Raw genomic sequence first — 25,830 nt, forward strand, 5'->3', positions numbered from 1 at the left:
ACTAATACATTAAAGTGTAACGATTTCACTTGAAAAATTCAATTATTCTAAACCAGCTCTTTGGAAAATCGTATCTACTTGGTTTAAATGGTGTTTCGGATTGAAACATTCATCTAAATCTTCTTTAGTTAATAACTCAGTAATTGACTCATCTTGTTCAATTAAAGTTCTAAATGGTGTCTTCGTTTCCCAAGATTCCATGGCCTTTGGTTGTACTTTATCATATGCAGCTTCACGAGCCAAACCTTTATTTATTAAGGCAAGTAATACGCGTTGTGAATAGATTAAACCAAATGTTTTATCTATATTATCGAGCATATTATCTTCAAATACCGTTAATCTTTCTACAATATTAGTAAAACGATTTAATCCATAATCTAATGCAATTGTAACATCTGGTAACATAATACGTTCAGCAGATGAATGTGAAATATCACGTTCATGCCATAATGGTACGTTTTCATAAGCAGTTGTTACGTAACCTCTAATCACACGTGCGATACCTGTAATATTTTCTGAACCGATTGGATTACGTTTATGAGGCATTGCAGATGACCCTTTTTGACCTTTTGCGAATGCTTCTTCTACTTCACGAGTTTCAGTTTTTTGTAAGTTACGGATTTCTACAGCGAATTTTTCCATTGATGAACCAATTAAAGCAAGCGTCGCAATATAATAAGCATGGCGATCACGTTGTAATGTTTGTGTGGAAACTGGCGCTGTATCTAGACCTAAATGTTCACAAACATATGCTTCTATTTCTGGTGGGATATTCGCAAAAGTGCCTACAGCACCACTCATTTTACCAACTTCTATTTCTTCTCTTACACGTTTAAAACGTTCTAAATTACGTTTCATTTCTGTGTACCACAATGCCATCTTAACACCAAATGTTGTTGGTTCAGCATGCACGCCATGGGTACGTCCCATCATTAATGTATACTTATAGTCTTTTGCTTTTTTCGCCAATACTTCAATAAAACGTTCTAAATCTTTTTCAATAATATCGTTCGCTTGTTTAATAACATAACTTAATGCAGTATCTACAACATCTGTTGATGTTAGGCCGTAGTGGACCCATTTACGTTCCTCACCAAGTGTCTCTGATACTTGTCTAGTAAATGCCACAACATCATGACGTGTTTCTTGTTCAATTTCTTGCGCACGCGCTACATCAACTTTAGCATTTTGACGTATTTTTTTTACATCTTCCGCGGGGATATCTCCTAATTTACTCCATGCCTCACATGCAAGTATTTCTACCTCTAACCACGCTTCATAGCGGTTTTGATCAGTCCAAATATTAGACATTTCTTCTCTAGAATAACGTTCAATCATTGAAATAAGCTCCTATCATACATAAATTTTGTTAATATTACGCCTTAAAACATGTACATTAAAACATAAATTTAAATAAAAGTTCGTGTTTAACCTTTTCATTATTAGTTTAACAGAATTCCTATGAAAAGTATAAACCTTTTCAATTATCTGCATAAAAAATTTATATGGCAATAAAAACAACCGTTATGGACGCGTATTCCCATAACGGTTTGCCAATCTTTATTATAAAATTTTACCAACAAATTCTATCTCTTGTTTATACAGCTCGAAAGTTCCATCTTTATTTTCTTTATAAACAGGTTTTTCGAAGCGTTTTACAGGTGTGTAACCCGCGTTTCTCATGCGTTGTAAACAATCTTGGATTGTCTCATTTTCTTCGACTTTAAATTTTTGCTGCTTTTTCATATACTTTCAACTTCATCCGTATCATATTGTTTGAGTTTTTTACTTCTAACACCTTTCGCCCAGAAACCTCCGTGAATTGTACGAGGTTCATACGCTACGATAAATGCTTTTTCATCTATTTGTTTAATGGTCTCAATTAACTTAAATTCAAAGCGTCGTGGTGTTAAAATTTGTAATATTAAGCGATTTCCGTCACGACCATAAGCTGTGTAGTGCGTTACACCGTAACCTAAATCTCTTAATTGTCGTGGTAAATCTAATTCATATTCAGATGAAGTGACATTAACGACAGTATAACCTAACGCTAATTTCTCTTCTATTTTCATACCCACAATAATTCCAATTGAAAATCCAAATGCATACGCGAATACATTTTGAATTTGATCTAAGCTAGACATTACCATGCCTAGTCCAACGACATACACAAGAACTTCTAAAAAGCTGACAAGTGCAGCTACGTAGCGATAACCTTTAAGTGTTAATATCGTTCTCATTGTAAGACAAGTTACATAAGCAACGTTTATAATAAAAATCGCTAAAACCATTAACCATGGATTAGATGTTATCACTGACATGACCATTTTCCTTTCTGATATTAAATTCAAGTAATTTTACCAACATCTTTTTATTTTGTCACTAAAAATATTGGAAACTCACTTAATTTTTCGGCCAAGTATACCTCGTATATGCTAATTCTCTTTTATGTGCGGTTTTAATATAGTGATTTTCAATTGTAGACTTTGCGTCACTAGGCACTGATTTACCTTCTAAATAATCATCGATATCATTATAGCTTACACCTAACGCTTCTTCATCAGGTAACTGAGGCTTATCTTCTTCTAAATCAGCAGTCGGCACTTTTTCATAAAGATGTTTAGGCGCGTCTAAGTATTTTAATAATTGCTTACCTTGTCTTTTATTTAAGCCAAATAAAGGTGCAATATCTGCAGCTCCATCTCCGTATTTAGTGTAAAAACCAGTTATATTCTCGGCAGAATGATCTGTACCTACTACGATGCCTTTTTTGTTAGAAGCGATTGAAAATTGCACTTTCATACGCTCTCTAGCTTTCTCATTCCCTTTCTGAAAATCTGTCAAAGTAATTCCAGCATCTTTAAGCGATTGCACACTTTGATCCACTGCTGGTTTAATATTTACAGTTATGATTTCATCAGGTTGAATATAGGATAATGCATCTTCAACCTCTGTAGCATCTTTTTGCTCACCATAAGGTAATTTAACAGCTATAAATTTACATGGATTGCCTTCTTCTCTTAATTCTTCGGCTGCCATTTGACATAACTTTCCAGCTAATGTCGAATCTTGACCACCTGAAATTCCTAAAATTAATGCTTGTACAAATGAATGGGATTGTACATAACTTTTTATAAAGTGAATGATTTGCTTTGTTTCAAGTTTACTTTCGATTTCAGGTTTCACTTTCATTTCTCTAACAACGATATCTTGTAGGTTACTCATTTTCTTCCTCCATCTCTTTAACATGTTCAGCAACTTCAAAAATACGTTTGTGTTTATTTTCCCAACACGCTGTGCTTAAATCTACTGGATACTCTTGTGGGTTTAAATGACGTTTATTTTCATCCCATAAGTAATCAAGACTGTTTTTTAGATAAGCTTGCGCCTCACTCTCATTTGGCATTTCGTAAACTAATTGGCCATTTTTAAAAATATCATGATGTAAATCTTTTGCGGTAAATGTTTTTATAAATTTCATTTTATAGGTATGAACTGGATGGAAAAGTTTTAAAGGTGATTCTGCATATGGATCCTCGTAATCGAGCGTAATATAGTCGCCTTCAGCTTTATTTGTTTTTTTATTGATAATACGATAAACATTTTTCCTGCCTGGTGTTGTAACTTTTTCAGCATTATTAGAAAGTTTAATACGGTCCACGTATTCACCATTACTATCTTCAACTGCAACTAATTTATAAACTGCGCCCAATGCAGGTTGATCAAAACCAGTAATAAGTTTTGTTCCGACGCCCCACGAATCGACTTTTGCACCTTGTGATTTCAAACTCGTAATTGTCTGCTCGTCTAAATCGTTTGAAGCGATAATTTTAGCATCAGGGAAACCAGCTTCATCTAGCATACGACGTGCTTCTTTCGATAAATATGCTATATCTCCAGAGTCCAAACGAATACCAACAAAATTAATTTTGTCAGCTAATTCTTTAGCAACTTTAATTGCAGTCGGCACACCAGATTTCAATGTGTGGAACGTATCAACCAAGAACACACAATCTTTATGACGTTCAGCGTATTTTTTAAAAGCAATATATTCATCGCCATATGTTTGTACCATGGCATGCGCATGCGTTCCTGAAACAGGAATACCAAATAGCTTACCTGCTCGTACATTACTTGTAGAATTAAATCCTCCAATATAGGCAGCTCTAGCTCCCCATAATGCTGCATCCGCTTCTTGTGCTCGGCGGGTACCAAATTCCATTAACATATCTTCTTGTGCTACTTGTCTAATTCTACTCGCCTTAGTTGTTATCAATGTATGGAAATTAACAATATTTAAAAGCATTGTTTCTATTAACTGTGCTTGTATTAAAGGTGCTTCGACTCTCAATAATGGTTCATTACCAAAACAAAGTTCCCCTTCTTGCATTGAACGAATATTGCCGGTAAATTTTAAATTTTTCAAATAACTTAGAAAATCTTGTTGGTAACCAATAGATTTTAAATAATCGATATCTGACTCTGAGAAGTGAAAACTATTAATGTAATCGATGACACGTTTCAATCCATTAAAAACAGCATAGCCACTATCAAATGGCATATTTCTAAAATATAGATCAAATACTGCCATACGTTCATGAATCCCATCATTCCAATAACTTTCTGCCATATTTATTTGATATAAATCGTTATGCAATACTAACGTATCGTCTTCAAATTGGTACACAACCATCTCTCCAATCGGCTTTTCCATTAGTTTAGCATAAATGAAAGCTTGATAGCACATGAAAGAGGACTTAAATATACTGGAAAATTTAATATAAGATTATATTTTTTACATATACAGTTTAATATATGATTTAAATTTGTTTAAAATGTGACATGGCTAACGACAATGTCGTGACATTTGTATGATATAAGATTATAAAAATTAAAAAATGATTTATAATCTTTATTGAGGTGTTTATATGTTAAAAGAAGCCAAATCATTCATCGAAACAATGTATAAAGAATTAAACTATGATGAGCAAAGTATTTCAAATAGAATTAAAGAAATTGAATATGCCATCGAATCAACTGGTACTTATGAACATACTGTTGAAGAATTAACTTATGGAACAAAAATGGCCTGGCGTAATTCTAATCGCTGTATTGGACGATTTTTTTGGGATTCATTAACGGTTGTTGATGCAAGACACATACAATCTGAAAATGACTTTATTGATGCAATAGAAAATCATATTGCAACAGCAACAAATAATGGAAAAATAAAACCTTATATCACAATCTTTTCAAAGGATAATCCTCCTCAAATATTTAATAATCAATTAATTAGATATGCAGGTTACGAAGGTATGGGCGATCCCGCAGAAAGAAGCGTTACTCAACTTGCTGAACGTCTTGGCTGGCACGGTTCACATACTGACTTCGATATTTTACCTTTAATTTATAAAATGCCGGATGGTGCAATGAAATATCATGAATATCAATCTCATTTAATTAAAGAAGTTGCTATTGAACATGATCGTTTTCCAAAATTACAGCAGCTTGGATTAAAATGGTACGCGGTGCCCATCATATCAAGTATGGATTTAAAGATTGGCGGTGTTACATATCCAACTGCACCATTTAATGGCTGGTATATGGTAAATGAAATAGCTGTACGTAACTTCACAGATTCTTATCGTTATAATTTATTAGAAAGTGTTGCAGAAGCTTTTGAATTTGGTACACTAAAGAATAATTCTTTCAATAAAGATCGCACACTTGTCGAATTGAACTATGCGGTTTATCACTCATTTAAAAAATCTGGGGTATCTATCGTTGATCATCTCACTGCATCAAAACAATTTGAAAGATTTGAATTAAATGAAACAAGAAATGGTAGAGAGGTTACTGGCAAATGGTCATGGCTAGCTCCTTCCCTGTCACCCACATTAGCGTCTAATTATCATCATGGATATAAAAATATTATGAAAGAACCTAACTTCTTTTATAAAAAAACAGAAGCTACTGGCTGTCCATTTCATTAATGAATCTATCACACATATATAAACAAGGGGTCACGTCAAATGAAACTTTATTATTTAGGTCCAAAGGGAACATTTTCTTATTTAGCTGCAACACAATATCAACCAGAAACAGACATAGATTATGTATCAAAATCTAATTTATACGAAGTAGTCGCTGCTGTATCTGAAGATGACGATAGCGTAGCAGTTGTACCAATTGAAAATTCAATAGAAGGTACTATTAATATTGTCGCAGATGCATTAACACAACAAAATATTTACGCGCAAGGCGAGTTACATTTAGATATTCAATTTGCACTATATGGTATTGATGGCGCTTCTGTTCACGATATTTCAACAGTATATTCTATTGGACCTGCCATTAGTCAAACTAGTAAATATATCCAATCACATGGTTTCGATATTGATTATGTGGATAGCACAATTAAAAGCTTAGATATGATTAGCAACGGTATCGGCGCTATTGCGCCACTTGGCAGTGGAGAAACATATGGTTACACGCCTATAGAACAAAATATTGAAGATTATCCACACAACGTTACTCGCTTTTTAGTTGTTAGTAACCAACCTAGTCATATCGAAAATGCTAGCGATACTATGTTACTAATAACCCCTCAGTTCGATAAACCAGGGTTATTAGCAAGTATATTAAACACATTTGTCTTGTTTAATATTAACTTATCTTGGATAGAGTCTAGACCATTAAAAACGCAACTCGGCATGTATCATTTTTTTGTCCAAGCAGACACGCCAATAACAGAAGATTTATCCAAAGTAATTAAAATTCTCAATACTTTAGACTTCCAAGTTACTATAATAGGTTCATTTAATAAATTGAATTAGTACAACTTCATGAATAATACTCTCCCTAATTCATTATTAAATTAGACTATGAAAACTACGCTATTAATCTGAGCTGTTTATATTCAAAATAATAACTTATCCAGTAATAAATAGGCATTACAATATCGACATCGTCTCCTCTGACTTTATCGATATTGTAATGCCTATTTCACAGTATTTTGAACAGTTGTCATTTATAAACTAAATACAATTACCATAAACATGTCATAAAAATAAGGCACACCATACCATAAAGTTACAGTAAGTAACTTTGATATGCTATGCCTTCTATATGTTATAAATGACGCTTATTTTATTATTTCAATGGTAACGGTTTGGTAACATCAATACCTAACACTGGTGGTACTAAGAAATACACGACCATAACAATTACAACTATACTTAATAAATTGACCCAAAATCCTACAGATGCCATTTTCTTGATACTTATCCTACCTGTACCAAACACAATAGCATTTGGTGGCGTTCCAACAGGTAACATATACGCACAATTAGCAGCCATAGCTGCAGGTACCATAAGTAATAATGGATGCACATTTACTGCAACAGAAAGTGTCGCCAAAATAGGTAAAATCATTGTAGCCGTTGCTGTATTAGATGTTATTTCTGTTAAGAATAAAACAAATATGGTAATTACAAGGACAATAATTAATGGACTTACGCCTTCGATTAATTTCAATTGTTCACCAAGCCAATTTGCTAATCCACTTTCTGAAATACCTTTTGCTAAAGCTAAACCACCACCAAACAGTATTAAAACACCCCATGGCAATTCTTTAGCGACTTCCCAATCTATAATTCTCTTATGTTTTTCTTTATTTTTAGCAGGAATAAGAAATAACAACACGGATATAAACATTGCAATTGTGCCATCCGCGACTTCAGAAGTAACTGACCAATTCTTTAATAAAAACTCTCTGCTAATCCATAAAAAGCTTGCAAGTAAGAATACAACTGAAACAATTTTTTCTTCATATTTCATTTTACCTAGTTCGCTTAATTTTTCTTTAATTAATTTTTGGCCACCAGGTAATTCTTTCATGTCATGTTTAAATGCAATATAACGAATATATATCCAAACTAAGAAGAGTAATACAATTACTGTTGGCACACCAATAATCATCCATTTAGCAAAACTAATTTCTTCCCCAAATGCTGATTGGTATTGTCCTTTTAAAATTATCAAAGGCGGTGTACCGATCAATGTACCTAGTCCCCCAATTGTTCCTGCGTAACCAATTGCAAGCACAAGAGATTGTTCAAATTTAGATATACTTTCCGGTTTAGTATTTTGGCTTTTTAATTCATTTGCTTCTTTTATAATCGCAAGACCAATAGGTATCATTATCATCACGGCTGCTGTATTAGAAACAAACATTGATAAAAATCCAGTAGCAATCATAAAGCCTAATAAAATCTTCCCAGTACTTGTACCAAGTGTATTAATAATAGATAAAGCAACACGAGTATGTAAATTCCATCTTTCCATCGCTATAGCTAAAATAAAACCACCTAAGAATAAGAAAATAATATCATTACCATATTGAGCTGAAACTTCTTCTGGATTCAACACATGCCCTATCGGTAATAAAATCAATGGTAACAAACTGGTTGCAGCGATAGGTATCGCTTCAGTAATCCACCAAGTAGCTATCCAAAGTGTAATTGCTAACACATAAATGCCTTTAACCGATAAATCATCTGGGTGAAATAGCAATAATGTTAAAGCAAATAACAATGGCCCCAATATTAAACCTGTTAATTGGCCTGCATTATATGACTTCTTTTCCTTTTTATTTGAAAAAAACGTCAAATATTGTGATCGTCTCATATCCCCTTTATTTAAATCATTCACGATGTCTTCCCCCTTTTAATTATTATCTGAATATTCATAATAATTTATTAGAGTATAACATAATATATTTTAAATAGGGTTAGTATTTTTAATCACTTACATAAAGAATATTTATGATTCTATTTCAAAAATATAATCATTCCACACGGACTTTTTTTATTTTAATATCACTATCTTTGTTATTAAACAGGATTAATGATGCTATATCTTGTAAGTGTATGCTTTGTGACGAGTCCTTAAAACTATTATCAGCTATGAGCACGGTTTGATGTTTCACATTATTATAACTTTGAATGCGTATTGACTCTTTACTCATTTTTCCAATGAAACTGTTCTGATATATATTCAAATTGCTACCAGCTTGCGTCCCCTGTTCTTTACCTTTTAAATCTTTGGCATTTTTACCATCTTTAACTGCTAAAAATCTTATACCACCTGCACAATTTTTAAATATATTATGATGAATATATGTATCTTTTGATTTCAGCGGTGTAAGTGCATATTGATTCAAGCCATCAAATGTATTATAGCGAATATGAATATTTTGATAATATTGATCATAGCGACTGGCGTGTGAGCCAATTGCACGATTCCAAGTTTGCATTGTTGGTGTATTTGAATTACCAAAATAACAGTGTTCTATAATTACATTTTTAGTAATCGTTCCATCTGTAGCACCAAATTTAGGAAAAGCACCCGGCACCTGTATATCTATCTGAACTGCTTCAGAGAAAAATCGCGTTCCATCTAAATCTCTAAAGCCTAAAAACTCACAATTATTGATATACAATCCATTGATACCACAAGCATCTAAACAATGTCCTCCTACAACATCTTTAAAAGTTACATTTTGTATTTGAATATCTTCTGCGTGTCCCATGCACATCGTTGTATTATTATATGGATAATTGAAACCATTCATATCAAATGTACCACCTGATATGTGAATATGACTATTACCTTTATACCCATAATATAACTTGAATCTTCGTCCGTTTTTCAACATTGTATCTTTGCCACATCTTTTAAGCACTGCCGCTTCATCTAGTACCAATGTTGTTGAATCATATATAACCAGTGGTTTACGAATATGATACTCACCTTCTGGTACGTATATCGTCGTTGGTTTATGCTTCTTAGCATAATTTAGCGCTTTTTGCATCGCTCTTGTATCTGCGTATTTGCTTTTTCCTTTTAAACCAAATTGTTTTGCATTAATTATCATATGCTAATTCCTTTCTGAGCTATTACTTTATAATATACAAAAATGATATCTTTCAAACGCATTAACGCTCCCTTTATTGATTGAACGACTTAGTATATAATTACTTTTATATTGTTTATTGGGAGTGTTTTTACCTTATGAAAAAAACCGCATTAATCGTTGTTGACTACTCAAATGACTTTGTAGCTGACAACGGAAAATTAACTTGTGGCCTTCCAGGGCAGCAAATTGAAGACTATATTGTTGAACGAATTGAAGCGTACAATAAAAAGCAACATGATATCTTTTTCATGATGGATTTACATTATGAAGAAAATAACTATCACCCGGAAAGTAATTTATTCCCTCCACATAATATTATTGGTACTGTTGGCAGAGAACTTTATGGCAAAGTGAATGATATTTATCAAAATATTTTGTTTAATGATCACATACATTACTTAGATAAAACACGTTATGATGCTTTCTGTGGGACTTCTTTGGATTTAATGTTACGAGAGCGAAATATTACACACTTAGAATTTGTCGGTGTATGTACTGATATTTGCGTGCTTCATTCAGCAATTAGTGCTTATAATCTAGGATACGCAATAACTATTTCACATCGTGGAGTTGCTTCTTTTAATCCTTCAGGTCACGCATGGGCTTTAGATCATTTTAAAAATTCACTAGGTGCTGTAGTAGAATAACTATGCAAAATCGTGCTAGAATAATAATAACTATATAAATAAGGAGAATTTAGATATGGCAAAAACTTATATTTTCGGACATAAAAATCCAGATACAGACGCAATTTCATCTGCTATTATCATGGCAGATTTCGAACAACAAACAGGTAACACTGAAGCTACTGCATACCGTTTAGGCGAAGTAGGACCTGAAACACAATATGCTTTAGATCATTTTAATGTAACTGCACCAGCGTTACTTAATGATGATTTATCCGATCAAAAAGTAATATTAGTAGACCATAATGAATTCCAACAAAGTGCTGATTCAATTAATGGTGCTACAATTCACCATGTGGTCGATCATCACAGAATTTCTAACTTTGAAACGGCAGCACCATTATACTATCGTTCTGAACCAGTTGGTTGTACAGCTACAATTTTATACAAAATGTATCAAGAACGCGGTTTTGAAATCAAACCAGAAATTGCTGGTTTAATGGTATCAGCAATTATCTCAGATAGCCTATTATTCAAATCACCTACTTGTACAGAAGAAGATGTAAAAGCAGCTGAAGCCTTAAAATCAATTGCTGGCATTGACTTAGAAACTTATGGTTTAGAAATGTTAAAAGCTGGTGCTTCTACTAAAGAAAAATCAGCAACAGATATTTTAACTATGGACGCGAAGTCATTCAACATGGGAGACTATGTAACGCGTATTGCACAAGTTAACACTGTTGATATTGATGAAGTATTTGCACGTCAGGAAGAATTAGAAAAAGAAATGTTAGAAGTAAGCGCTAATGAAAAGTATGATTTATTTGTATTAGTTGTTACAGACATTATTAACAGCGACTCTAAAATCTTAGTAGTTGGTGCTGAAAAAGATAAAGTTGGCGTTGCTTTCGATGTAGAGCTTGATAACAATACTGCATTCTTACCTGGTGTTGTATCTCGTAAAAAACAAGTGGTTCCACAAATCACAGACGCTTTAAATTAATCAAATGCCTTAAAACTAATACAGTTTTAAAGGGAGTTAAATTAAATATTTAGATTTTAAAATTCATTATACTGGAGCATAGTTCATATGTTCCAGTTTTTTATCACTTGTACCTACGAAACGCATTTACCTTACTAGGAGGAATATATTTGAATTCAATAGAGCAAACTTTCCACAATAGTACTCAATATTTTAAAACACACGTAACTAAAGATCTAAAATTCAGAAGAAAGCAACTTAAATTTTTGAGTAAAAGTATCAAAAATCATGAAGACGCCTTATTAGAGGCATTTCAAAAAGATTTAGGTAAGAATAAAGTTGAAGCTTATGCTACAGAAATTGGTTTCACTTTAAAAAATATTAAAAATGCTCGTAAAGAACTCAAAAATTGGGCTAAAAGAAAACAAGTTAATACGCCTATTTATATGTTTCCAACTAAAAGCTATATCATAAAAGAGCCTTATGGCACAGTTTTAATAATTGGACCCTTTAATTATCCTTTCCAATTATTGATTGAGCCACTTATTGGTGCTATAGCAGCTGGAAATACTGCCATACTCAAACCTTCTGAATTTACGCCACATGTTTCAGAAGTTATTAAACATATAATCGAAGATGTATTCGATCCTGAATATATTAGTATTTGTGAAGGTGATGCTGAAACCACGCAATCATTAATCCAATTGCCATTTGACTATATCTTTTTCACGGGTAGCGAACAAGTTGGTAAAATTGTGTATCAGGCAGCAAGTAAAAATTTAACTCCTGTCACATTAGAACTCGGTGGTAAATCTCCAGTAATTGTTGATGAAACAGCAAATATTAAAGTCGCAAGTGAACGTATCAGTTTTGGTAAATTTACAAATGCTGGTCAAACTTGTGTTGCCCCTGACTATATACTTGTGAATCGTAAAGTGAAAGATGAATTAATTGCTGCACTTAAAAAAACAATTACAGAGTTTTATGGTAATAACATTCAAGAAAGTCCTGATTTTGGACGTATTGTAAACCATAAACACTTTAATCGTTTAGATAATTTATTAAAGGTTCATCATGCTGAGATTGCCTTTGGTGGTGAATCAACAGCAGAAGAAAGGTACATCGCTCCTACACTGTTAGATGGGATTACTTTTAATGCTAAAATAATGAGAGACGAAATTTTCGGTCCCATTTTACCAATTATTACCTATGATGATTTCGATGAAGCTATTGATTTAATACGTTCCAAACCTAAACCATTAAGCTTATATTTGTTTAGTGAAGATGAAAATGCAACAGAGCGTGTATTAAACGAAATATCATTCGGTGGCGGCGCAATTAACGATACATTAATGCAATTAGCAAATTCAAACTTACCATTTGGTGGTGTTGGTGCCTCTGGCATTGGCCAATATCATGGTAAATACAGTTTCGACACATTTAGTCATGATAAATCATATATTTTCAAATCAACTCGACTTGAATCTAGTTTATTGTTTCCTCCGTATAAAGGGAAATTTAAATATATTAAAACTTTCTTTAATAAGTAATTTTATTTATAAAAGTTCTATAGCAAAAAAATTGCGCCTCCCAATACATTTGGGATAGGCGCAATTTTTTAGTATTAAGTTGTTTAATAAACTTGTGAGTTTACGTTTCTTTTAAAAATTGTACACAAACACCTTCAGGCGCAGTGTGTTTATCGTCAACTTTTTCTAGTTCACCAGTTACTTTATCACGTCTAAATACAGTAAGCGCATAATCACCTTCTTGATGTGCGCACACTAAGTAATCGTCTGAATCAGTAATATTAAAATCACGTGGAAACTCACCGCCACTTGATACAATATCCACTAATGAAATCATATCGCCTTCATCAGCTACTTTGAAAATAGCAATACTATCGTGACCTCTATTACTAATGTATAAGAATTTTTGATCTTTTGATAACCTTACTGCCGCTAATTTTGTATCACCTTCAAAATTTTCTGGAATCGTCAAATGACGTTCTATTTCTGTGAATTTGCCATCTTCATATTTTACTGTACTTACAATATTTGATATTTCATGAACTACATAGGCATATTTACCATTTTCATGGAAAGTAATATGTCTTGGGCCATCGCCTGGTTCAAAATCAAACACAGCATATTCACTGTATCCTTCGTCACCAAATTCATATGTCACAAGTTTATCCGTACCTAAGTCCATCGCCACTACATATTTTTTATCTGGTGTTACATCCATAAAATGAATATGCGCATGATCTTGTCGCTCTGATGGACCCGTTGGAAAATCATGTGCTAACTCCTGTATAAGTCGAACAATTTCGCCTGTTTGTGGGTTTGCTTCATATAAACGTGCTAACCCTGCGCCATAAACAGTTTCAAAAACATATTTACCATCTGGTGATACTGCAACATAACAACCAGTTCCAGCTGTTGACGCTAAGCATTTATTAATAAGACTTAACTTGCCGTCTTCTTCTATTTTAAGGCTAGCGATACCACAATTGTCACCTTCTCTATTTATCGCATATAAAAATGAATTATGTTGATTTAAATAAGTTGACGCTTCTAGTTCATACCCAGTTTCAACTTCAGTTATTTTTCCTGTTTGTTCATCAAGTTGGAAACGGTAGACCCCTTTACCTTCTTTTTTTGTATAAGTACCGATATAACCTATCGTCATTATGAAAACCCCTCCATGTTATGATAGTTTCATTTTAATAGAGATTTATTACAAATACAATATAATGAATTATTACTTCACTTAAACGAACATATGTTCTATAATGATTATTGAGGTGATAAAATGATTCCGAAAGAATTTAAGGACGAAACTGATTATAGAAATATACCTAGAGAGTATTTAAATCCAAATATACCTAAAGGCCGAGGCATGGTTAAATGGCAACCATTCGCTACTTTACCAGAACAATTCGAAACCATACAGCAATATTTGATTGACCAAAATAAAATTGATCGACCAATATTATCAGACGATCAATTAAGTGAGCTTAATTTACAACTTCATCAAGCGCTACATATAGAACAATACATCACAATTGAATATTACCAATCTGGGTGGCTAGAACATATAACCTTAAAAATTAAGAATATAGATATGGTTCATATGTATTTAGAAGGCTATTCGCTAAACAACTTAGAAATTATTAAATTATCACTTTTTGATATCACTCGTATTAATCCATATAATCCATGACTCCTACGTTCTTATACTACAAAACCTCATACTTAGTCTTATTTCACTTAATATAACTGTGGGAAGTTTAACTAAGCTCATGTTTATTACGAAAGAACAACTAATTATCTCGTTAAACATTTTCTACCTATATGCATAAAAAATAAAACCCTCTAAAGTTTTCTATTCAGAACGTAGACAAACCTTAGGTGATAGTTCGCCTAAGGTTAGTTGTTTATATTTGTATAGTTATTTTTCAAAATAGCAGTGATCTTTTATCAATTGGTTTATTCAATATAATAAACGCCGCACTGTTTAATTTATATATTATCATCTTTTTTGTTTAATACCGTCAGTGATTTGAGCCGACTCCTGCGAGAATAGCACTAGCCGAAGACTACAGACTAAGGCAGTGCTCGCGGCAAGCGTGCACAAAAAAAAACTGCCCACAAAGTTGGAGACTTTGTCGACAGTCTGAATAGAACACGCTATAGTGACCTATTAATAACTTAATTATTAGATTCGATATCTGAAACAATCTCTTTTGTTTTGCTTTCAATATCTTCAAAGTCTTTTTTGAAAATATAAGCGAATACTACTGCACCAATTCCTGCTGCTAATGATACAGTAAGGATTGTACCGAATACAAATTTAAATAAACCTTTAATAAAATTCCACATTCTGTTTCACCTCAATAAATTATTAACATATCCGTTATTAATGATAGCATACTTAAAAGCATCAATAAATATATACCCGCTTTTCACTACTTTAATTTAAATATTATTATAGTAATAATATGATATTATTGTAGTAATGCTTTAAGTTATAATTAAAGACTGTATATTAATTACTACCTTTAATACTTTAATAATAACAGAACTCTTAGAAATATTACATTTATTAGTCATATAGAAAAAGAGTGGGAAAGAAATCTAATTTATTTAAAGGTAATTCGCGGTCCCACCTCGGCAAAAATCACTAGAGTTAATATGGATAAATAGTTTATCTGAGCTGATCCTCATGCAAATGTCCCACTAACTCTATATAATAATTAAGGCTGAGACAATTAATTTGTCCCAGCCACTTAGTCAATTACTTGCCCCACCAAGTACTCATTGCATCTCTAACAGCATCATAATAATTTGCCATTGCAATCACCTCATTTTAATTTAAAAATAAATAACCAGTCGTCGTTGTTATACTTATAATAACGACAAGCATCATATAATACAATTAACATGGAGTTACAATAAAGTTACAAATTTGTAAGATTACACAACTAAAACAGGAGTGTTACATTATGCAAAAAGTAAAAACAGATATATTAACTCACCGCGGATCGCATTTCGATTTAGGTGTACAAACTGCTCAGTGGATGCAACAAACACCATTATTAAAAAATAGAGAAAAAGAATGGAAAAAACGTATGCCTCGCTTTGATATCCACATAAAGGAAACATACGATATCTTCCAAACCTACGCACCTCAAATTTGGGAAGAAATTAGAGGTATGCAAGAAGTCCTTAATCTACCTACAAATCAAATGATACTAAACTTTGCACACTATCGTTTTACACCACTAAAAAATAGTGGCTGTACGGTCTATTTAGGCCGAGACTACATGGTAAGAAATTATGACTACCACCCTGCAACTTATGATGGTCGTTATCAGCTTTTCCAACCAAATGATGGAGGTCTAGCACAAATTGGCCCTACATCTCGCGTGACTGGCAGAATGGATGGTATGAATGAAGCTGGATTATCTATGGGATATAACTTTATGCATAGAAAACATCCAGGCGATGGCTTCGTATGCTATATGATTGGTAGGCTCATTTTGCAATATTGTAAAGACGTACCAGAGGCAATTCAATTATTGAAAGAAATTCCACACAGAAGTTCATTTAGCTATATTGTCATGGATAAGCACTTAAATCACGCCATAATCGAAGTTTCTCCTAGATCACTTGATGTAAGATATGATCGTACATGTACGAATCATTTCAAGTTATTAACTCATGAGAATAGAAATTACACAAAAGAGTCTAAAGAACGTTTAGATAGACTTTTAAAACAAACACCGAATGGTCTGGATAAAATGCATGCATTTGAATTATTTAACAACCCAGAATTTGAAATATATAGTAAATTATTTAAAAGTTGGTCTGGTACGATTCATACAACAATGTATGAGCCGCAATCACTCAAAGCGTACATGACTTTAGGTGAAAATAAAATGCCCACTGTAATTGATTTTGAACAATGGCTAAACGGACAACCACTAGATATCCATTCTCTCTACGGACATATAGACACTGATTTGACCTTTGCCAGTTATTAATTGCATATCAAAAATTGATAAGAAACTAGAAAATAGCTATGAAGTCATCTATCAATATAGATTTCTTCATAGCTATTTTTAATATATATCATACTACTTAATATAAATATCGCCATGTACAGTATAGAATTCTAAAACATGATCCCCTTCGCCAACTCTATCATTATCAAAACTTTTATTATTAACTTTTTCTACCCCATCGTCAGGATTTAATTTCAATAACGTATTTTCTGGTTTTTTATTATAGGACATAATAATATCACCATTTTGACTAGAGGCTTTAAATGCAGAATCAATATCCATACAATCTAACTGAATATGGCCACTTTGAGCAAGCAACACAGAATTTTTAATCAATGTATTTTCAGCATATATACTCGCTTCTTTTGTTTTAATATTAGCATTAACAATTTCACTATCGCTAATATGTATAGGTGATTTTAAACCTCTATACAATAATTTTTCAACTTCTGAATTTTGCACATAAACACGGCTACCAGTTTTTTCATTCATATCAAAATCGACTTTGTCAGCCTTGATATTTTGAAGTTTAATATTGCGTGCTTTACTAGAAACTTTCAATTCTTTTAATTTTTCATTTGGTATGGTAATTTTCATTTCAGCCTTAATTTGTCTAAATGGATTATAATTTAAGCCATAATTATCGACTCGGTTACTAGTTTCTTTCAACTTTAATGATTGTTTATCTTTACCTATATCTACTTTCTGTTGGCCTTTATAGTGAATTGCAAACTTATTTCCTTTGGCAATCGTTACATTACTAGAACGGGTGTCAATATCTAAATGCTTTACTTCCACATCATTATACGTTTTATCAATAACATTAAGTTTATTGTTTTGCTTTTCAAAACCAAACCAAGTAATACAACCTAAGGTAAAGCACACAATAAATAGCGCTAAACCACTAAAAAATAATTTCCTCATTCATTTGCACTTCCTTTAATCGTTTTGATATTCCAACGTAAGTATTTTAGTATCAAACGATAAACGAATTGAGCTAATTTCGCAATAATCACAAATAATACAATGCCTAAACCAGTAAATGAAAACGCAAAAAGATAATTACTAATTGCTAAGCTGAACATATTATATAATGAGCCATGAATAATTAATAAAATCGGACTAATTGCTAAAAATAATGCGACTAGAAGTAATACAAACATAAAACTACCAATAAATATCATTGGTATTAAGATAATAATTAAAGATAAAATGCCCATACCTAAGGAGGCCATAATCGCTCTAATAATTGACTTAACATTTGGTCTATATTCTGCCGAAACAATTGCGTTCTTTGCTTTAATCTCTTTTCCAATTTTTTTAGGTGAGTCTAATGCACCTATAATTTGATATTCATTTTTCCCTTCTCTCTCTTGATCAAAGAAGTATTGCTCATACTCATACATGACGTTATCTCGTTCTGTGCTTGGTATGCTATTTAATTCTTGTTCAAGTTCATTCAAGAAAGTGATTTTATCCAAATTATCTACCGCCGTTCTAATTCTAAATTCGAATCAAAATATCTTTTGTAATATCTAAGCATAACGCATTACATAAGATTGTTATTCATTAGATTTTTAAATATTTCATTTCTTGTAAAATTCAATTTTCTTTATTTTATCATGTTTGTACACGATAGATAACTTTATTTGATTAACTTTATCTCGATAAGTAACAACTTTATATGATTTATGTAACTTCTTATCTTTATAATGATTCCCTAATTGATTAATCACACTTTGTATATCACCATCTATGTTAGCATTAAAATTAGTCTCAATCTTAGTATCTTTAACGAGCGTGATGCCTTTCAAATAATGATTACTTTTATTTACTTTAAAAGTTAAATAATGTTTATTATCTTTTGTATAAATACGATGATTCTTCATTACGATACGATTATTTACTGTATAATTTCTGACATCTATTTGTGTGTCTAATTTCATATCATCAATAGTTAATTGAGATAAATCAGTAGATTGCGTATTGTTAATATGATTAATAATTAAGATAGTGCCTATCCCTATTGATATAAAAATAGTAAATGTAAATATTTTAAATGACCTATGTATATTCAATGTTGTTGTCACACTCCAATATAATAAAAGCCAAGCTTGGTAATTTTAATTGTCAGGTTAACTTGAAATCAAATTTATTTTTTCTAAGTATTTAAAATTTTCTTTCATATTAAAAATTGATATAATAAAAACTAATACGTTAAAGGGGGAAATATTATGACAAGTTTAGAAACTTATTTCAAAAACAGTCAACCGCTTGATCAATATATCGAAGCTATGACTGAAAACAAAGAGAATTTGTTAACGATTTACAATTCTTTCTCTTTACCAGAAGAGGATAACCGAATTGAAAAAATTAAATCATTAAACTATTCAAAAGTATTAGTCATCACTGAAGACTGGTGTGGGGATGCCATGATGAATGTCCCAATTTTAAAACATATTAGTGAAAGTTTAAATTTAGAAGTTCGAGTATTCCACCGAGATGAAAATACAGATTTAATAGATCAGTATTTAACAAATGGAACCGCTCGTTCAATACCTATTTTTGTTTTCTTAAATGACGCTTATGAACAACAAACTGTCTGGGGGCCACGTGCAAGACAAGTGCAACACTTTGTTGATGAAACGCGTTCAAATGTCCCAGCAAAAGACGATCCAACTTTTGAAGATAAGTCTGCCGAAGCTCATACAATTATGATGAATCGCTATAAAACAGATTCTCAATTATGGAAACACGTTTATGATTCCATATTAGATAAATTAATCATAAAATAAAAAGACGTATGAATGATGCTGTTTAACTGCACATTCATACGTCTTTTTTACTCTTTATTAACTATTCGTTATTAAATATCTTTCTTAGACGAATAGAATATATTAACTACAAATAAGATAACAATCGACGCTGAAGTTATAAACCATTGCCAGTTCGTAAATGTATAGTCACCAGAAGTTGTTTTTGAAGTTAAATAGCTAAATGGAATATATTTTAATGAATCTTGTATATTGTCGCCAATTTTAGGAATCATAGGTAAAAATGGTTCTGCAAATGGGACAATTAACACTAAGAATACACCAAGTGTAAAAATAAGAGCTGTCTTAGGCACGATAAGTGAAAATAAATATAAAAGTAAGCCAAAGAATAAATGGAACATTAAAAAGAACCATAATAGTTCAAAAACCTTTTTAGTTTTAATATTATCGCCATCCACAATACCTTGAACGATAAGCACAAATGCAACTAATACTGCTGTAATCAATACTGCAATTAAAATAATCGAAATCACTTTGGCAATAATATAACCAATACGATTAGACGTTTTATTCATATATAGCTGGATTGTTCCTTGTGAAATATCACGTGTGATTGTTTTGATTACAAATAGTAAGCCCATAATCGAAAAGAACCAACTACCTATTGAAAGCAATGTATTGCCATCCATTTCATCTGATTGTTGAACAAATAAGATTGTAAAACCAACCATCGGTAATAATGTTAAAAGCAACGCTAAATACGTTAATGGACTTTTAAAAATACTGTACATATCATATTTTACAAGTTGTAAACTATTCATTATTTACCACCTTTCTGATTGATGTTGAAGTAAGTATCACGTAATGAACTTTTACGTGTTTCAATAAATTTAGGATAAATCTCTTTATTCGCTAAACCTTTAAGCACATTTTGATAGCTGCTTTGAGCCTTTATAATAATTTCTCCACTTGCCTTTTGCGTTTGAATTACATCAAATTTTTCATTTAAGAACGTTGCAGCAGCATCGAAATCATTACCTTCAAATACTAGTACTGTAGAATCAGAAGGTGTCCCCTCTTTCATATCTACATCTTGAACAAATTTACCATCACGTAAGAATACTGCTCTGTCACAAATCAATTCAATATCTTCCAATTTATGACTAGAAATTAAAATTTTCATTTCTAATTCTTTTACAAGGGATTGAATTGTTTTTAAAACATCGATTGAACCATCTGGATCCATACCATTTGTAGGCTCATCAAGAATTAAATACTTCGGTTTATTCATTAGTGAAACAGCAATTGCCAATTTTTGTTTCATACCCATAGAATATTTTTTAACTTTTTTCTTAACGTAAGGTCTCATACCGAACGCGTCGATAATTTGATCCGCATATTTTTTGTCAAAGCCTTTTCCTAAAACATTCGCGAAAAGTTTTAAATTATATAATCCAGATTTATTATCATATAATTTAGGATGTTCGATTAAGTAACCGATATTTTCTTTGTTACCTATTTTCACGTCACCTTTATAATTGATAATATTTCCATTCATAACTTTCATAAGTGTTGTTTTACCAACACCATTTTTACCTATCAAGCCCACAATTTGGCTCCGGCCAAAATCAAAATCAATATGATCTAAAACATTGTTACTACCATATGTTTTAGTAATATTCTTTAATTCCATAAATGCGCCTCCCTTTGAGATTAATTTATTTTTTTATATTGAATGAAATAATTAGCAATAAGAAATAAAATACTCATTACTAAAAATCCATAATTAAACATCGGTTCTAGATAATCTAATTCTATTAAATTAAAGTTGAATATCGCGATAAGACCAACAGCAATCAGTATGACAAAAACCGGTATAATAATAAACATCGTTAATAGATATATCAAATAAGAAATATATTCCGATTTCTGTTCAGTATACCTTTTAAATGCTATAGGTATAGCAAAGAAATTAATTGTTATATATGAGTAAGGTACCATAATATTCAAATTTAGTTGGTCCGCAGAAACGTTAGAGTCCGGTATATTGTATAGCGATAATATAGATGCTCCTACTAATGTAAACATGATTACCGTTATATAATTTGCGTTAAGTAAAGCTAATTTCGAAACTGGTAAACTAGCAAAGAAATCGTAAGACATTTTATGTCCTAACTTACTATTAAACCTAAATACATGACCAGAATCAACGATAGATATAAACAGTAATATCATAGCAACCGCTGAATAAATTGATTTAGTAAGTAATGTACCATGTCCGATTACTAATTGTAACGGCGCAATCAACAATAAAATCAAATAAATAATTATAGTCCATTTACGTAATTTTATATTTCTAATAAGTAAATTTTTCATCTAATGGTCCTCCTCACTATGAAATGTCGTTTTCAATTTCAATTTTATGTAATCCTTTTTCGAGGAAAACCATTAGTTCTTCAATTTTAGGTCTAGTTATTGCTACTTCATTACCAAATATTTCTTTAAAGACATTTGCATGTGTTGTAAGTGCCGTATAACCTGTTTTATTATATTCAATATAATATGCTAAAGACACTAACTCATCGTCTATCTGACTAGAATCGCCTTTTACAATTTGAAACTTATTAAGAATATCATCTAAAAAATCATTAAAGACAATTTCACTATCTTTTAAATACACCAAGTAATCAGCAATTTTCTCTAAATCTGAAATGATGTGTGTGGAAATAAATACAGTTTTATTTTCATCGATGAGTTCTTGTTGAATGATATCTAAAACTTCATTTCGAACAATTGGATCTAACCCAGAAGTAGGTTCGTCTAAAATAAATAATTCTGCATGATGACTAAAAGCAATCGCAATAGATAATTTCATTTTCATACCTGTTGAGAAAGTTTTGAGCTTTTTATCTCGAGCTAAATTAAACTTTTCAAGAAAGTAATTGAAACGATCATTGTCCCATTTTTTATAAAAAGGAGCGATATATTTTTCAATTTTGTTCACTGTCCACTTGTCATTTAAATACAACTCTGAATAAATAAAACCTATTCTATTTTTGATTTCCTCAGCATTAATTTTCATCTGTTTATTAAATACTAAGATTTCTCCACTTTCTGGTTCAATCAAATCCATAATTAATCTAATGAGTGTCGTTTTGCCAACACCATTTGCGCCAATAAATCCTGTGACAAATCCTTGAGGAACTTCAAAAGAAATATTATTCAACTTGAATTCTTTATACTGATAATTAACAGCATTTAATTCTATAGCATTCATTCCTCATCCTCCTCAAAAATCATTTCCAGAATTTCTTGTAACTCAGGCAATGACATACCAATTGTCTTGGCTTCTTTACACATTGATTTCGCTAATGACTCAATTACGATGAATTGTTTTTCTTTTAAAATAGAACTATCTTGTTGCTTTACAAACGTGCCTTTACCTCTAATTGTAAATACAAAGCCATCTTTTTCTAAGTCTTCGTATGCACGCTTAGTGGTTATCACGCTAACACTTAAATCTTGTGCTAACTCACGCATAGAAGGTAGATGTTCACCTGGAACTACGTACCCTTTTAAGATATTTTCTTTTATTTGTTGCTTAATTTGTTCATAGATGGGGCTTTCACTACTATTTTTTAAAAGTATTCTCACGGACGTCCTCCCTTGCAACTGTATATACACAATATATACAATATATACACGCTTGTAAAGGGAAAATTAGAAATTAATTGCGCACTTTTTAATTTTACACCTTTGAACACTAAATAATATTTTTGAGATGCATATACAAAAATAAAAGACTATATCTGAAACTAAGCATATTTTTGCTTTTTCCATAGATATAGTCTTTATAATAACTATTATTTTTTTTGGTTATTTTTCTTTTTTCGTCTATTATTGTTGCGGTCAATAAACGCACAAACCATAAACATAATAGCCGCGATTAATAATTTGATGCCAGAGCTTTCATGTCCTGTAGCTTGCAAATAATATCCCGCTACAAACAGAGCAATAGCAATAATTACAAATATCTTTGTTAAATGTTTCATTCATTTCACCTCAAACAATTTTCATTATACCAAATTATGTTAAGTATTTCTAAATCTCTACTAATTCATTTAATTTTTTTGATTTTTATTTTGCCTCTATCATATTTGGAGCAATAGAATATAATGTTTGCAGTTATTAAAATATGATGATAAAATTATTAATGTATCCACGGATTATATTACACAACCCCAAGTCTGATGACGCAGACTTGGGGTTTTTTGTGTGTAAGGCCACCTATTTGTCTTTCCATTTATTTTCTAACCAAACACGGAATACAACAAGTAAGCTACCTGTTAACAAAGTTGTAATGATTTCTTGCCACCACGTGATCATATTACACCTCCCACAGAAAAAAGTACCATGTAGGATTTCGATGGCCTAACCATATTCTAACATAAAATAGAACGTATGTTCGCTTCAAACTCTAGATTTTTTATTTTTCCGTCAAATCTTTGCGCTATGCTTTAATTTCAAGCTGTTTCGCGATAATATAATAGTATCCTGAAATAGTAAAGAGAGGTTGACCAACATATGAATCCTTTAGCTTTAGATTTAAATGAAAAATTATCTAAATCAAATCCAGAAATAGCCGATATGCTATCAGATCTTGGAAAATTAATGTATTATCCAAAAGGTATTTTATCTCAATCTGCTGAAGCAAAATCTACAAAGTATAATGCGACAATCGGTATGGCTACTTATAAAGACAGTAAAATGTATGCTAATACATTAAATGATGTTTTTACAGAGCTTACTCCTGATGAAATCTTTCCATACGCACCTCCTCAAGGTATTGAATCACTTCGTGATTTATGGCAACAAAAAATTTTAAAAGAAAATCCAGACTTAGATGCAGGCGACATGACTAGACCAATTCTTACTAATGCTTTAACACATGGTTTATCATTAGTAGCTGACATGTTTGTAGATAGTGGTGATACATTACTATTACCAACTCATAATTGGGGAAATTACAAACTTGTATATAGTGCTAGACACAGCGCTGATATTGAAACGTACGATATCTTTGATGAAGATGGCCATTTTACAACTGATAATTTTGTTGATACTTTGGAAAATTACCAAAAAGATAAAGTAGTTTTAATTTTAAACTATCCAAATAATCCAACAGGCTACACACCTACTAAAGAAGAAGTTAGTACAATAGTTACTGCTATCAAATCTTTAGCAGAACGAGGGACAAATGTTATTGCTTTAGTAGATGATGCTTATTACGGTTTATTTTATGAAGACGTTTATACACAATCACTATTTACTGCGTTAACAAATTTACATTTAGATAATGTATTGCCAATCCGTTTAGATGGTGCTACAAAAGAATTTTTCGCATGGGGACTTCGTGTTGGTTTCATTAGCTTTGGTGTGACAAATGAAATGACGAAACACGTACTTGAAGAAAAAGTAAAAGGATTAATTAGAAGCAACATCTCAAGCGGTCCAATGCCTTCTCAAAGTGCTGTAAAATATGTTTTGGAACACTCTGAGACTTTCGAAAGTGAAATACAGCATAATATTGACACCCTACAAGCGAGATATGAAATCACTAAATCAGTAGTTTATGATGAGCAATATGCGCCTTATTGGCAAGCATATGACTTTAATTCTGGATATTTCATGGCATTAAAAGTTCATGGTGTAGATCCTGAGCAATTGCGTTTACGTTTAATCGAAACATATTCAATTGGTATCATTGCGCTTAACGATACTGATATACGTATCGCGTTCAGTTGTGTGGAAAAAGACGATATCCCTCATGTATTTGATACAATAGCAAAAGCAATCTCAGAATTACAAAAATAATTTATTGATTTAATATAAAATCAAAG

The 25,830-nt window shown here is 31.7% G+C and carries 28 protein-coding genes; 9 read left to right on the forward strand and 19 right to left on the reverse strand.

Annotated elements, in window-relative coordinates:
• Positions 1-42 precede the first annotated feature (42 nt).
• The 5 genes from purB to ACF91D_RS21835 form a co-directional block, all read right to left on the reverse strand.
• Entirely contained in the window at positions 43-1,338 is a 1,296-nt protein-coding gene (purB, locus tag ACF91D_RS21815; RefSeq protein ID WP_039068991.1) for an adenylosuccinate lyase, read from the reverse strand.
• Positions 1,339-1,563: 225 nt separating this feature from the next.
• Positions 1,564-1,746, reverse strand: a complete 183-nt coding sequence (locus ACF91D_RS21820; protein WP_039068990.1) for an NETI motif-containing protein — start codon at positions 1,744-1,746, stop codon at positions 1,564-1,566.
• Positions 1,743-2,321: a DUF2179 domain-containing protein gene (locus ACF91D_RS21825; protein WP_101051216.1), complete on the reverse strand. Its 579-nt coding sequence runs from the start codon at positions 2,319-2,321 to the stop codon at positions 1,743-1,745. The genes ACF91D_RS21820 and ACF91D_RS21825 overlap by 4 nt, the downstream gene beginning before the upstream one ends.
• An 82-nt stretch (positions 2,322-2,403) precedes the next feature.
• Positions 2,404-3,225 carry an ammonia-dependent NAD(+) synthetase gene (gene nadE, locus ACF91D_RS21830; RefSeq protein ID WP_039068988.1) on the reverse strand — a complete coding sequence of 274 codons (822 nt, stop codon included), beginning with the start codon at positions 3,223-3,225 and terminating at the stop codon, positions 2,404-2,406.
• Positions 3,218-4,687: a nicotinate phosphoribosyltransferase gene (locus ACF91D_RS21835; RefSeq protein ID WP_039068986.1), complete on the reverse strand. Its 1,470-nt coding sequence runs from the start codon at positions 4,685-4,687 to the stop codon at positions 3,218-3,220. Before ACF91D_RS21835 ends, nadE begins: the two co-directional genes overlap by 8 nt.
• A gap of 241 nt (positions 4,688-4,928) precedes the next feature.
• Here ACF91D_RS21835 and ACF91D_RS21840 point away from each other — a divergent pair, with 241 nt between their 5' ends.
• A complete protein-coding gene (locus tag ACF91D_RS21840; protein WP_327621051.1) occupies positions 4,929-5,993 on the forward strand; it encodes a nitric oxide synthase oxygenase in 1,065 nt (354 codons plus the stop codon).
• A 39-nt stretch (positions 5,994-6,032) separates the two neighbouring features.
• The gene (locus tag ACF91D_RS21845) at positions 6,033-6,836 is read left to right on the forward strand and encodes a prephenate dehydratase (RefSeq protein WP_039068984.1); all 804 of its coding nucleotides are present in this window, start codon (positions 6,033-6,035) and stop codon (positions 6,834-6,836) included.
• A gap of 316 nt (positions 6,837-7,152) precedes the next feature.
• Here ACF91D_RS21845 and ACF91D_RS21850 read toward each other — a convergent pair whose 3' ends face one another.
• Together ACF91D_RS21850 and ACF91D_RS21855 are read right to left on the reverse strand one after the other, a co-directional pair.
• Positions 7,153-8,688 (reverse strand): SLC13 family permease, encoded by a 1,536-nt coding sequence (locus ACF91D_RS21850; RefSeq protein WP_119585200.1) that lies wholly within the window; start codon positions 8,686-8,688, stop codon positions 7,153-7,155.
• Between the two features lie 160 nt (positions 8,689-8,848).
• Positions 8,849-9,937, reverse strand: coding sequence for a glycosyl hydrolase family 28-related protein (locus tag ACF91D_RS21855; protein ID WP_327621052.1), 1,089 nt, complete (start codon positions 9,935-9,937; stop codon positions 8,849-8,851).
• A 137-nt stretch (positions 9,938-10,074) separates the two neighbouring features.
• Between ACF91D_RS21855 and ACF91D_RS21860 the strand changes: the two genes are divergently transcribed.
• The 3 genes from ACF91D_RS21860 to ACF91D_RS21870 all read left to right on the forward strand — a co-directional run bounded on the left by ACF91D_RS21860 (position 10,075) and on the right by ACF91D_RS21870 (position 13,137).
• Entirely contained in the window at positions 10,075-10,626 is a 552-nt protein-coding gene (locus ACF91D_RS21860; protein WP_039068981.1) for a cysteine hydrolase family protein, read from the forward strand.
• Between the two features lie 55 nt (positions 10,627-10,681).
• A complete protein-coding gene (locus ACF91D_RS21865) occupies positions 10,682-11,608 on the forward strand; it encodes a manganese-dependent inorganic pyrophosphatase (RefSeq protein WP_069792514.1) in 927 nt (308 codons plus the stop codon).
• A 149-nt stretch (positions 11,609-11,757) separates the two neighbouring features.
• The gene (locus ACF91D_RS21870) at positions 11,758-13,137 is read left to right on the forward strand and encodes an aldehyde dehydrogenase (protein ID WP_039068979.1); all 1,380 of its coding nucleotides are present in this window, start codon (positions 11,758-11,760) and stop codon (positions 13,135-13,137) included.
• A gap of 100 nt (positions 13,138-13,237) precedes the next feature.
• Here ACF91D_RS21870 and pglS read toward each other — a convergent pair whose 3' ends face one another.
• Positions 13,238-14,281: a 6-phosphogluconolactonase gene (gene pglS, locus ACF91D_RS21875; protein ID WP_039068978.1), complete on the reverse strand. Its 1,044-nt coding sequence runs from the start codon at positions 14,279-14,281 to the stop codon at positions 13,238-13,240.
• 120 nt (positions 14,282-14,401) lie between these two features.
• On the opposite strand from pglS, the gene ACF91D_RS21880 reads away from it, so the two are divergent.
• On the forward strand, positions 14,402-14,812 hold the full coding sequence (locus ACF91D_RS21880; RefSeq protein WP_039068976.1) for a YolD-like family protein: 411 nt from the start codon (positions 14,402-14,404) through the stop codon (positions 14,810-14,812).
• A 488-nt stretch (positions 14,813-15,300) separates the two neighbouring features.
• On the opposite strand, the gene ACF91D_RS21885 is transcribed toward ACF91D_RS21880, so the two are convergent.
• Positions 15,301-15,471 carry a hypothetical protein gene (locus tag ACF91D_RS21885; protein ID WP_017723456.1) on the reverse strand — a complete coding sequence of 57 codons (171 nt, stop codon included), beginning with the start codon at positions 15,469-15,471 and terminating at the stop codon, positions 15,301-15,303.
• Positions 15,472-16,094: 623 nt separating this feature from the next.
• On the opposite strand from ACF91D_RS21885, the gene ACF91D_RS21890 reads away from it, so the two are divergent.
• Positions 16,095-17,135 (forward strand): C45 family autoproteolytic acyltransferase/hydrolase, encoded by a 1,041-nt coding sequence (locus ACF91D_RS21890; protein ID WP_069792513.1) that lies wholly within the window; start codon positions 16,095-16,097, stop codon positions 17,133-17,135.
• 93 nt (positions 17,136-17,228) lie between these two features.
• Here ACF91D_RS21890 and ACF91D_RS21895 read toward each other — a convergent pair whose 3' ends face one another.
• From ACF91D_RS21895 to ACF91D_RS21905, 3 genes are all read right to left on the reverse strand, one after another.
• The gene (locus ACF91D_RS21895; protein WP_069792512.1) at positions 17,229-18,080 is read right to left on the reverse strand and encodes a DUF4097 family beta strand repeat-containing protein; all 852 of its coding nucleotides are present in this window, start codon (positions 18,078-18,080) and stop codon (positions 17,229-17,231) included.
• Positions 18,077-18,637: an HAAS signaling domain-containing protein gene (locus tag ACF91D_RS21900; protein WP_039068971.1), complete on the reverse strand. Its 561-nt coding sequence runs from the start codon at positions 18,635-18,637 to the stop codon at positions 18,077-18,079. The genes ACF91D_RS21895 and ACF91D_RS21900 overlap by 4 nt, the downstream gene beginning before the upstream one ends.
• A 105-nt stretch (positions 18,638-18,742) precedes the next feature.
• Positions 18,743-19,246 carry a hypothetical protein gene (locus ACF91D_RS21905; RefSeq protein ID WP_238347237.1) on the reverse strand — a complete coding sequence of 168 codons (504 nt, stop codon included), beginning with the start codon at positions 19,244-19,246 and terminating at the stop codon, positions 18,743-18,745.
• Between the two features lie 144 nt (positions 19,247-19,390).
• Here ACF91D_RS21905 and ACF91D_RS21910 point away from each other — a divergent pair, with 144 nt between their 5' ends.
• Positions 19,391-19,951: a thioredoxin family protein gene (locus tag ACF91D_RS21910; protein ID WP_069792511.1), complete on the forward strand. Its 561-nt coding sequence runs from the start codon at positions 19,391-19,393 to the stop codon at positions 19,949-19,951.
• A gap of 71 nt (positions 19,952-20,022) precedes the next feature.
• Here ACF91D_RS21910 and pmtD read toward each other — a convergent pair whose 3' ends face one another.
• The 7 genes from pmtD to ACF91D_RS21945 form a co-directional block, all read right to left on the reverse strand.
• Positions 20,023-20,751, reverse strand: a complete 729-nt coding sequence (pmtD, locus tag ACF91D_RS21915) for a phenol-soluble modulin export ABC transporter permease subunit PmtD (RefSeq protein ID WP_039068967.1) — start codon at positions 20,749-20,751, stop codon at positions 20,023-20,025.
• Positions 20,751-21,623 (reverse strand): phenol-soluble modulin export ABC transporter ATP-binding protein PmtC, encoded by an 873-nt coding sequence (pmtC, locus tag ACF91D_RS21920; RefSeq protein WP_327621053.1) that lies wholly within the window; start codon positions 21,621-21,623, stop codon positions 20,751-20,753. Before pmtC ends, pmtD begins: the two co-directional genes overlap by 1 nt.
• Before the next feature lie 20 nt (positions 21,624-21,643).
• Entirely contained in the window at positions 21,644-22,306 is a 663-nt protein-coding gene (gene pmtB, locus ACF91D_RS21925) for a phenol-soluble modulin export ABC transporter permease subunit PmtB (protein ID WP_039068964.1), read from the reverse strand.
• A 16-nt stretch (positions 22,307-22,322) separates the two neighbouring features.
• Positions 22,323-23,207, reverse strand: coding sequence for a phenol-soluble modulin export ABC transporter ATP-binding protein PmtA (gene pmtA / locus ACF91D_RS21930; protein WP_039068963.1), 885 nt, complete (start codon positions 23,205-23,207; stop codon positions 22,323-22,325).
• Entirely contained in the window at positions 23,204-23,584 is a 381-nt protein-coding gene (pmtR, locus tag ACF91D_RS21935) for a PSM export ABC transporter transcriptional regulator PmtR (RefSeq protein WP_039068962.1), read from the reverse strand. The genes pmtA and pmtR overlap by 4 nt, the downstream gene beginning before the upstream one ends.
• Before the next feature lie 209 nt (positions 23,585-23,793).
• Positions 23,794-23,982 (reverse strand): SE1626 family protein, encoded by a 189-nt coding sequence (locus ACF91D_RS21940; protein WP_039068961.1) that lies wholly within the window; start codon positions 23,980-23,982, stop codon positions 23,794-23,796.
• A gap of 235 nt (positions 23,983-24,217) precedes the next feature.
• Positions 24,218-24,313 carry a Trp-rich small protein gene (locus tag ACF91D_RS21945; protein WP_230454283.1) on the reverse strand — a complete coding sequence of 32 codons (96 nt, stop codon included), beginning with the start codon at positions 24,311-24,313 and terminating at the stop codon, positions 24,218-24,220.
• Positions 24,314-24,514: 201 nt separating this feature from the next.
• On the opposite strand from ACF91D_RS21945, the gene ACF91D_RS21950 reads away from it, so the two are divergent.
• The gene (locus tag ACF91D_RS21950) at positions 24,515-25,804 is read left to right on the forward strand and encodes an aminotransferase class I/II-fold pyridoxal phosphate-dependent enzyme (protein ID WP_327621054.1); all 1,290 of its coding nucleotides are present in this window, start codon (positions 24,515-24,517) and stop codon (positions 25,802-25,804) included.
• Positions 25,805-25,830: the final 26 nt, after the last annotated feature.

This window comes from Staphylococcus sp. 231237_7MaSpsaltlick (genome assembly GCF_043107035.1).

Excerpts from the sequence above, each read along its gene's own strand:
- purB (WP_039068991.1), bottom strand. The coding sequence starts at position 1,338 with ATGATTGAACGTTATTCTAGAGAAGAAATGTCTAATATTTGGACTGAT.
- ACF91D_RS21820 (WP_039068990.1), bottom strand. The coding sequence starts at position 1,746 with ATGAAAAAGCAGCAAAAATTTAAAGTCGAAGAAAATGAGACAATCCAA.
- ACF91D_RS21825 (WP_101051216.1), bottom strand. The coding sequence starts at position 2,321 with ATGTCAGTGATAACATCTAATCCATGGTTAATGGTTTTAGCGATTTTT.
- nadE (WP_039068988.1), bottom strand. The coding sequence starts at position 3,225 with ATGAGTAACCTACAAGATATCGTTGTTAGAGAAATGAAAGTGAAACCT.
- ACF91D_RS21840 (WP_327621051.1), top strand. The coding sequence starts at position 4,929 with ATGTTAAAAGAAGCCAAATCATTCATCGAAACAATGTATAAAGAATTA.
- ACF91D_RS21845 (WP_039068984.1), top strand. The coding sequence starts at position 6,033 with ATGAAACTTTATTATTTAGGTCCAAAGGGAACATTTTCTTATTTAGCT.
- ACF91D_RS21850 (WP_119585200.1), bottom strand. The coding sequence starts at position 8,688 with ATGAGACGATCACAATATTTGACGTTTTTTTCAAATAAAAAGGAAAAG.
- ACF91D_RS21855 (WP_327621052.1), bottom strand. The coding sequence starts at position 9,937 with ATGATAATTAATGCAAAACAATTTGGTTTAAAAGGAAAAAGCAAATAC.
- ACF91D_RS21860 (WP_039068981.1), top strand. The coding sequence starts at position 10,075 with ATGAAAAAAACCGCATTAATCGTTGTTGACTACTCAAATGACTTTGTA.
- ACF91D_RS21865 (WP_069792514.1), top strand. The coding sequence starts at position 10,682 with ATGGCAAAAACTTATATTTTCGGACATAAAAATCCAGATACAGACGCA.
- ACF91D_RS21880 (WP_039068976.1), top strand. The coding sequence starts at position 14,402 with ATGATTCCGAAAGAATTTAAGGACGAAACTGATTATAGAAATATACCT.
- ACF91D_RS21885 (WP_017723456.1), bottom strand. The coding sequence starts at position 15,471 with ATGTGGAATTTTATTAAAGGTTTATTTAAATTTGTATTCGGTACAATC.
- ACF91D_RS21890 (WP_069792513.1), top strand. The coding sequence starts at position 16,095 with ATGCAAAAAGTAAAAACAGATATATTAACTCACCGCGGATCGCATTTC.
- ACF91D_RS21895 (WP_069792512.1), bottom strand. The coding sequence starts at position 18,080 with ATGAGGAAATTATTTTTTAGTGGTTTAGCGCTATTTATTGTGTGCTTT.
- ACF91D_RS21910 (WP_069792511.1), top strand. The coding sequence starts at position 19,391 with ATGACAAGTTTAGAAACTTATTTCAAAAACAGTCAACCGCTTGATCAA.
- pmtD (WP_039068967.1), bottom strand. The coding sequence starts at position 20,751 with ATGAATAGTTTACAACTTGTAAAATATGATATGTACAGTATTTTTAAA.
- pmtC (WP_327621053.1), bottom strand. The coding sequence starts at position 21,623 with ATGGAATTAAAGAATATTACTAAAACATATGGTAGTAACAATGTTTTA.
- pmtB (WP_039068964.1), bottom strand. The coding sequence starts at position 22,306 with ATGAAAAATTTACTTATTAGAAATATAAAATTACGTAAATGGACTATA.
- pmtA (WP_039068963.1), bottom strand. The coding sequence starts at position 23,207 with ATGAATGCTATAGAATTAAATGCTGTTAATTATCAGTATAAAGAATTC.
- ACF91D_RS21940 (WP_039068961.1), bottom strand. The coding sequence starts at position 23,982 with ATGAAACATTTAACAAAGATATTTGTAATTATTGCTATTGCTCTGTTT.
- ACF91D_RS21950 (WP_327621054.1), top strand. The coding sequence starts at position 24,515 with ATGAATCCTTTAGCTTTAGATTTAAATGAAAAATTATCTAAATCAAAT.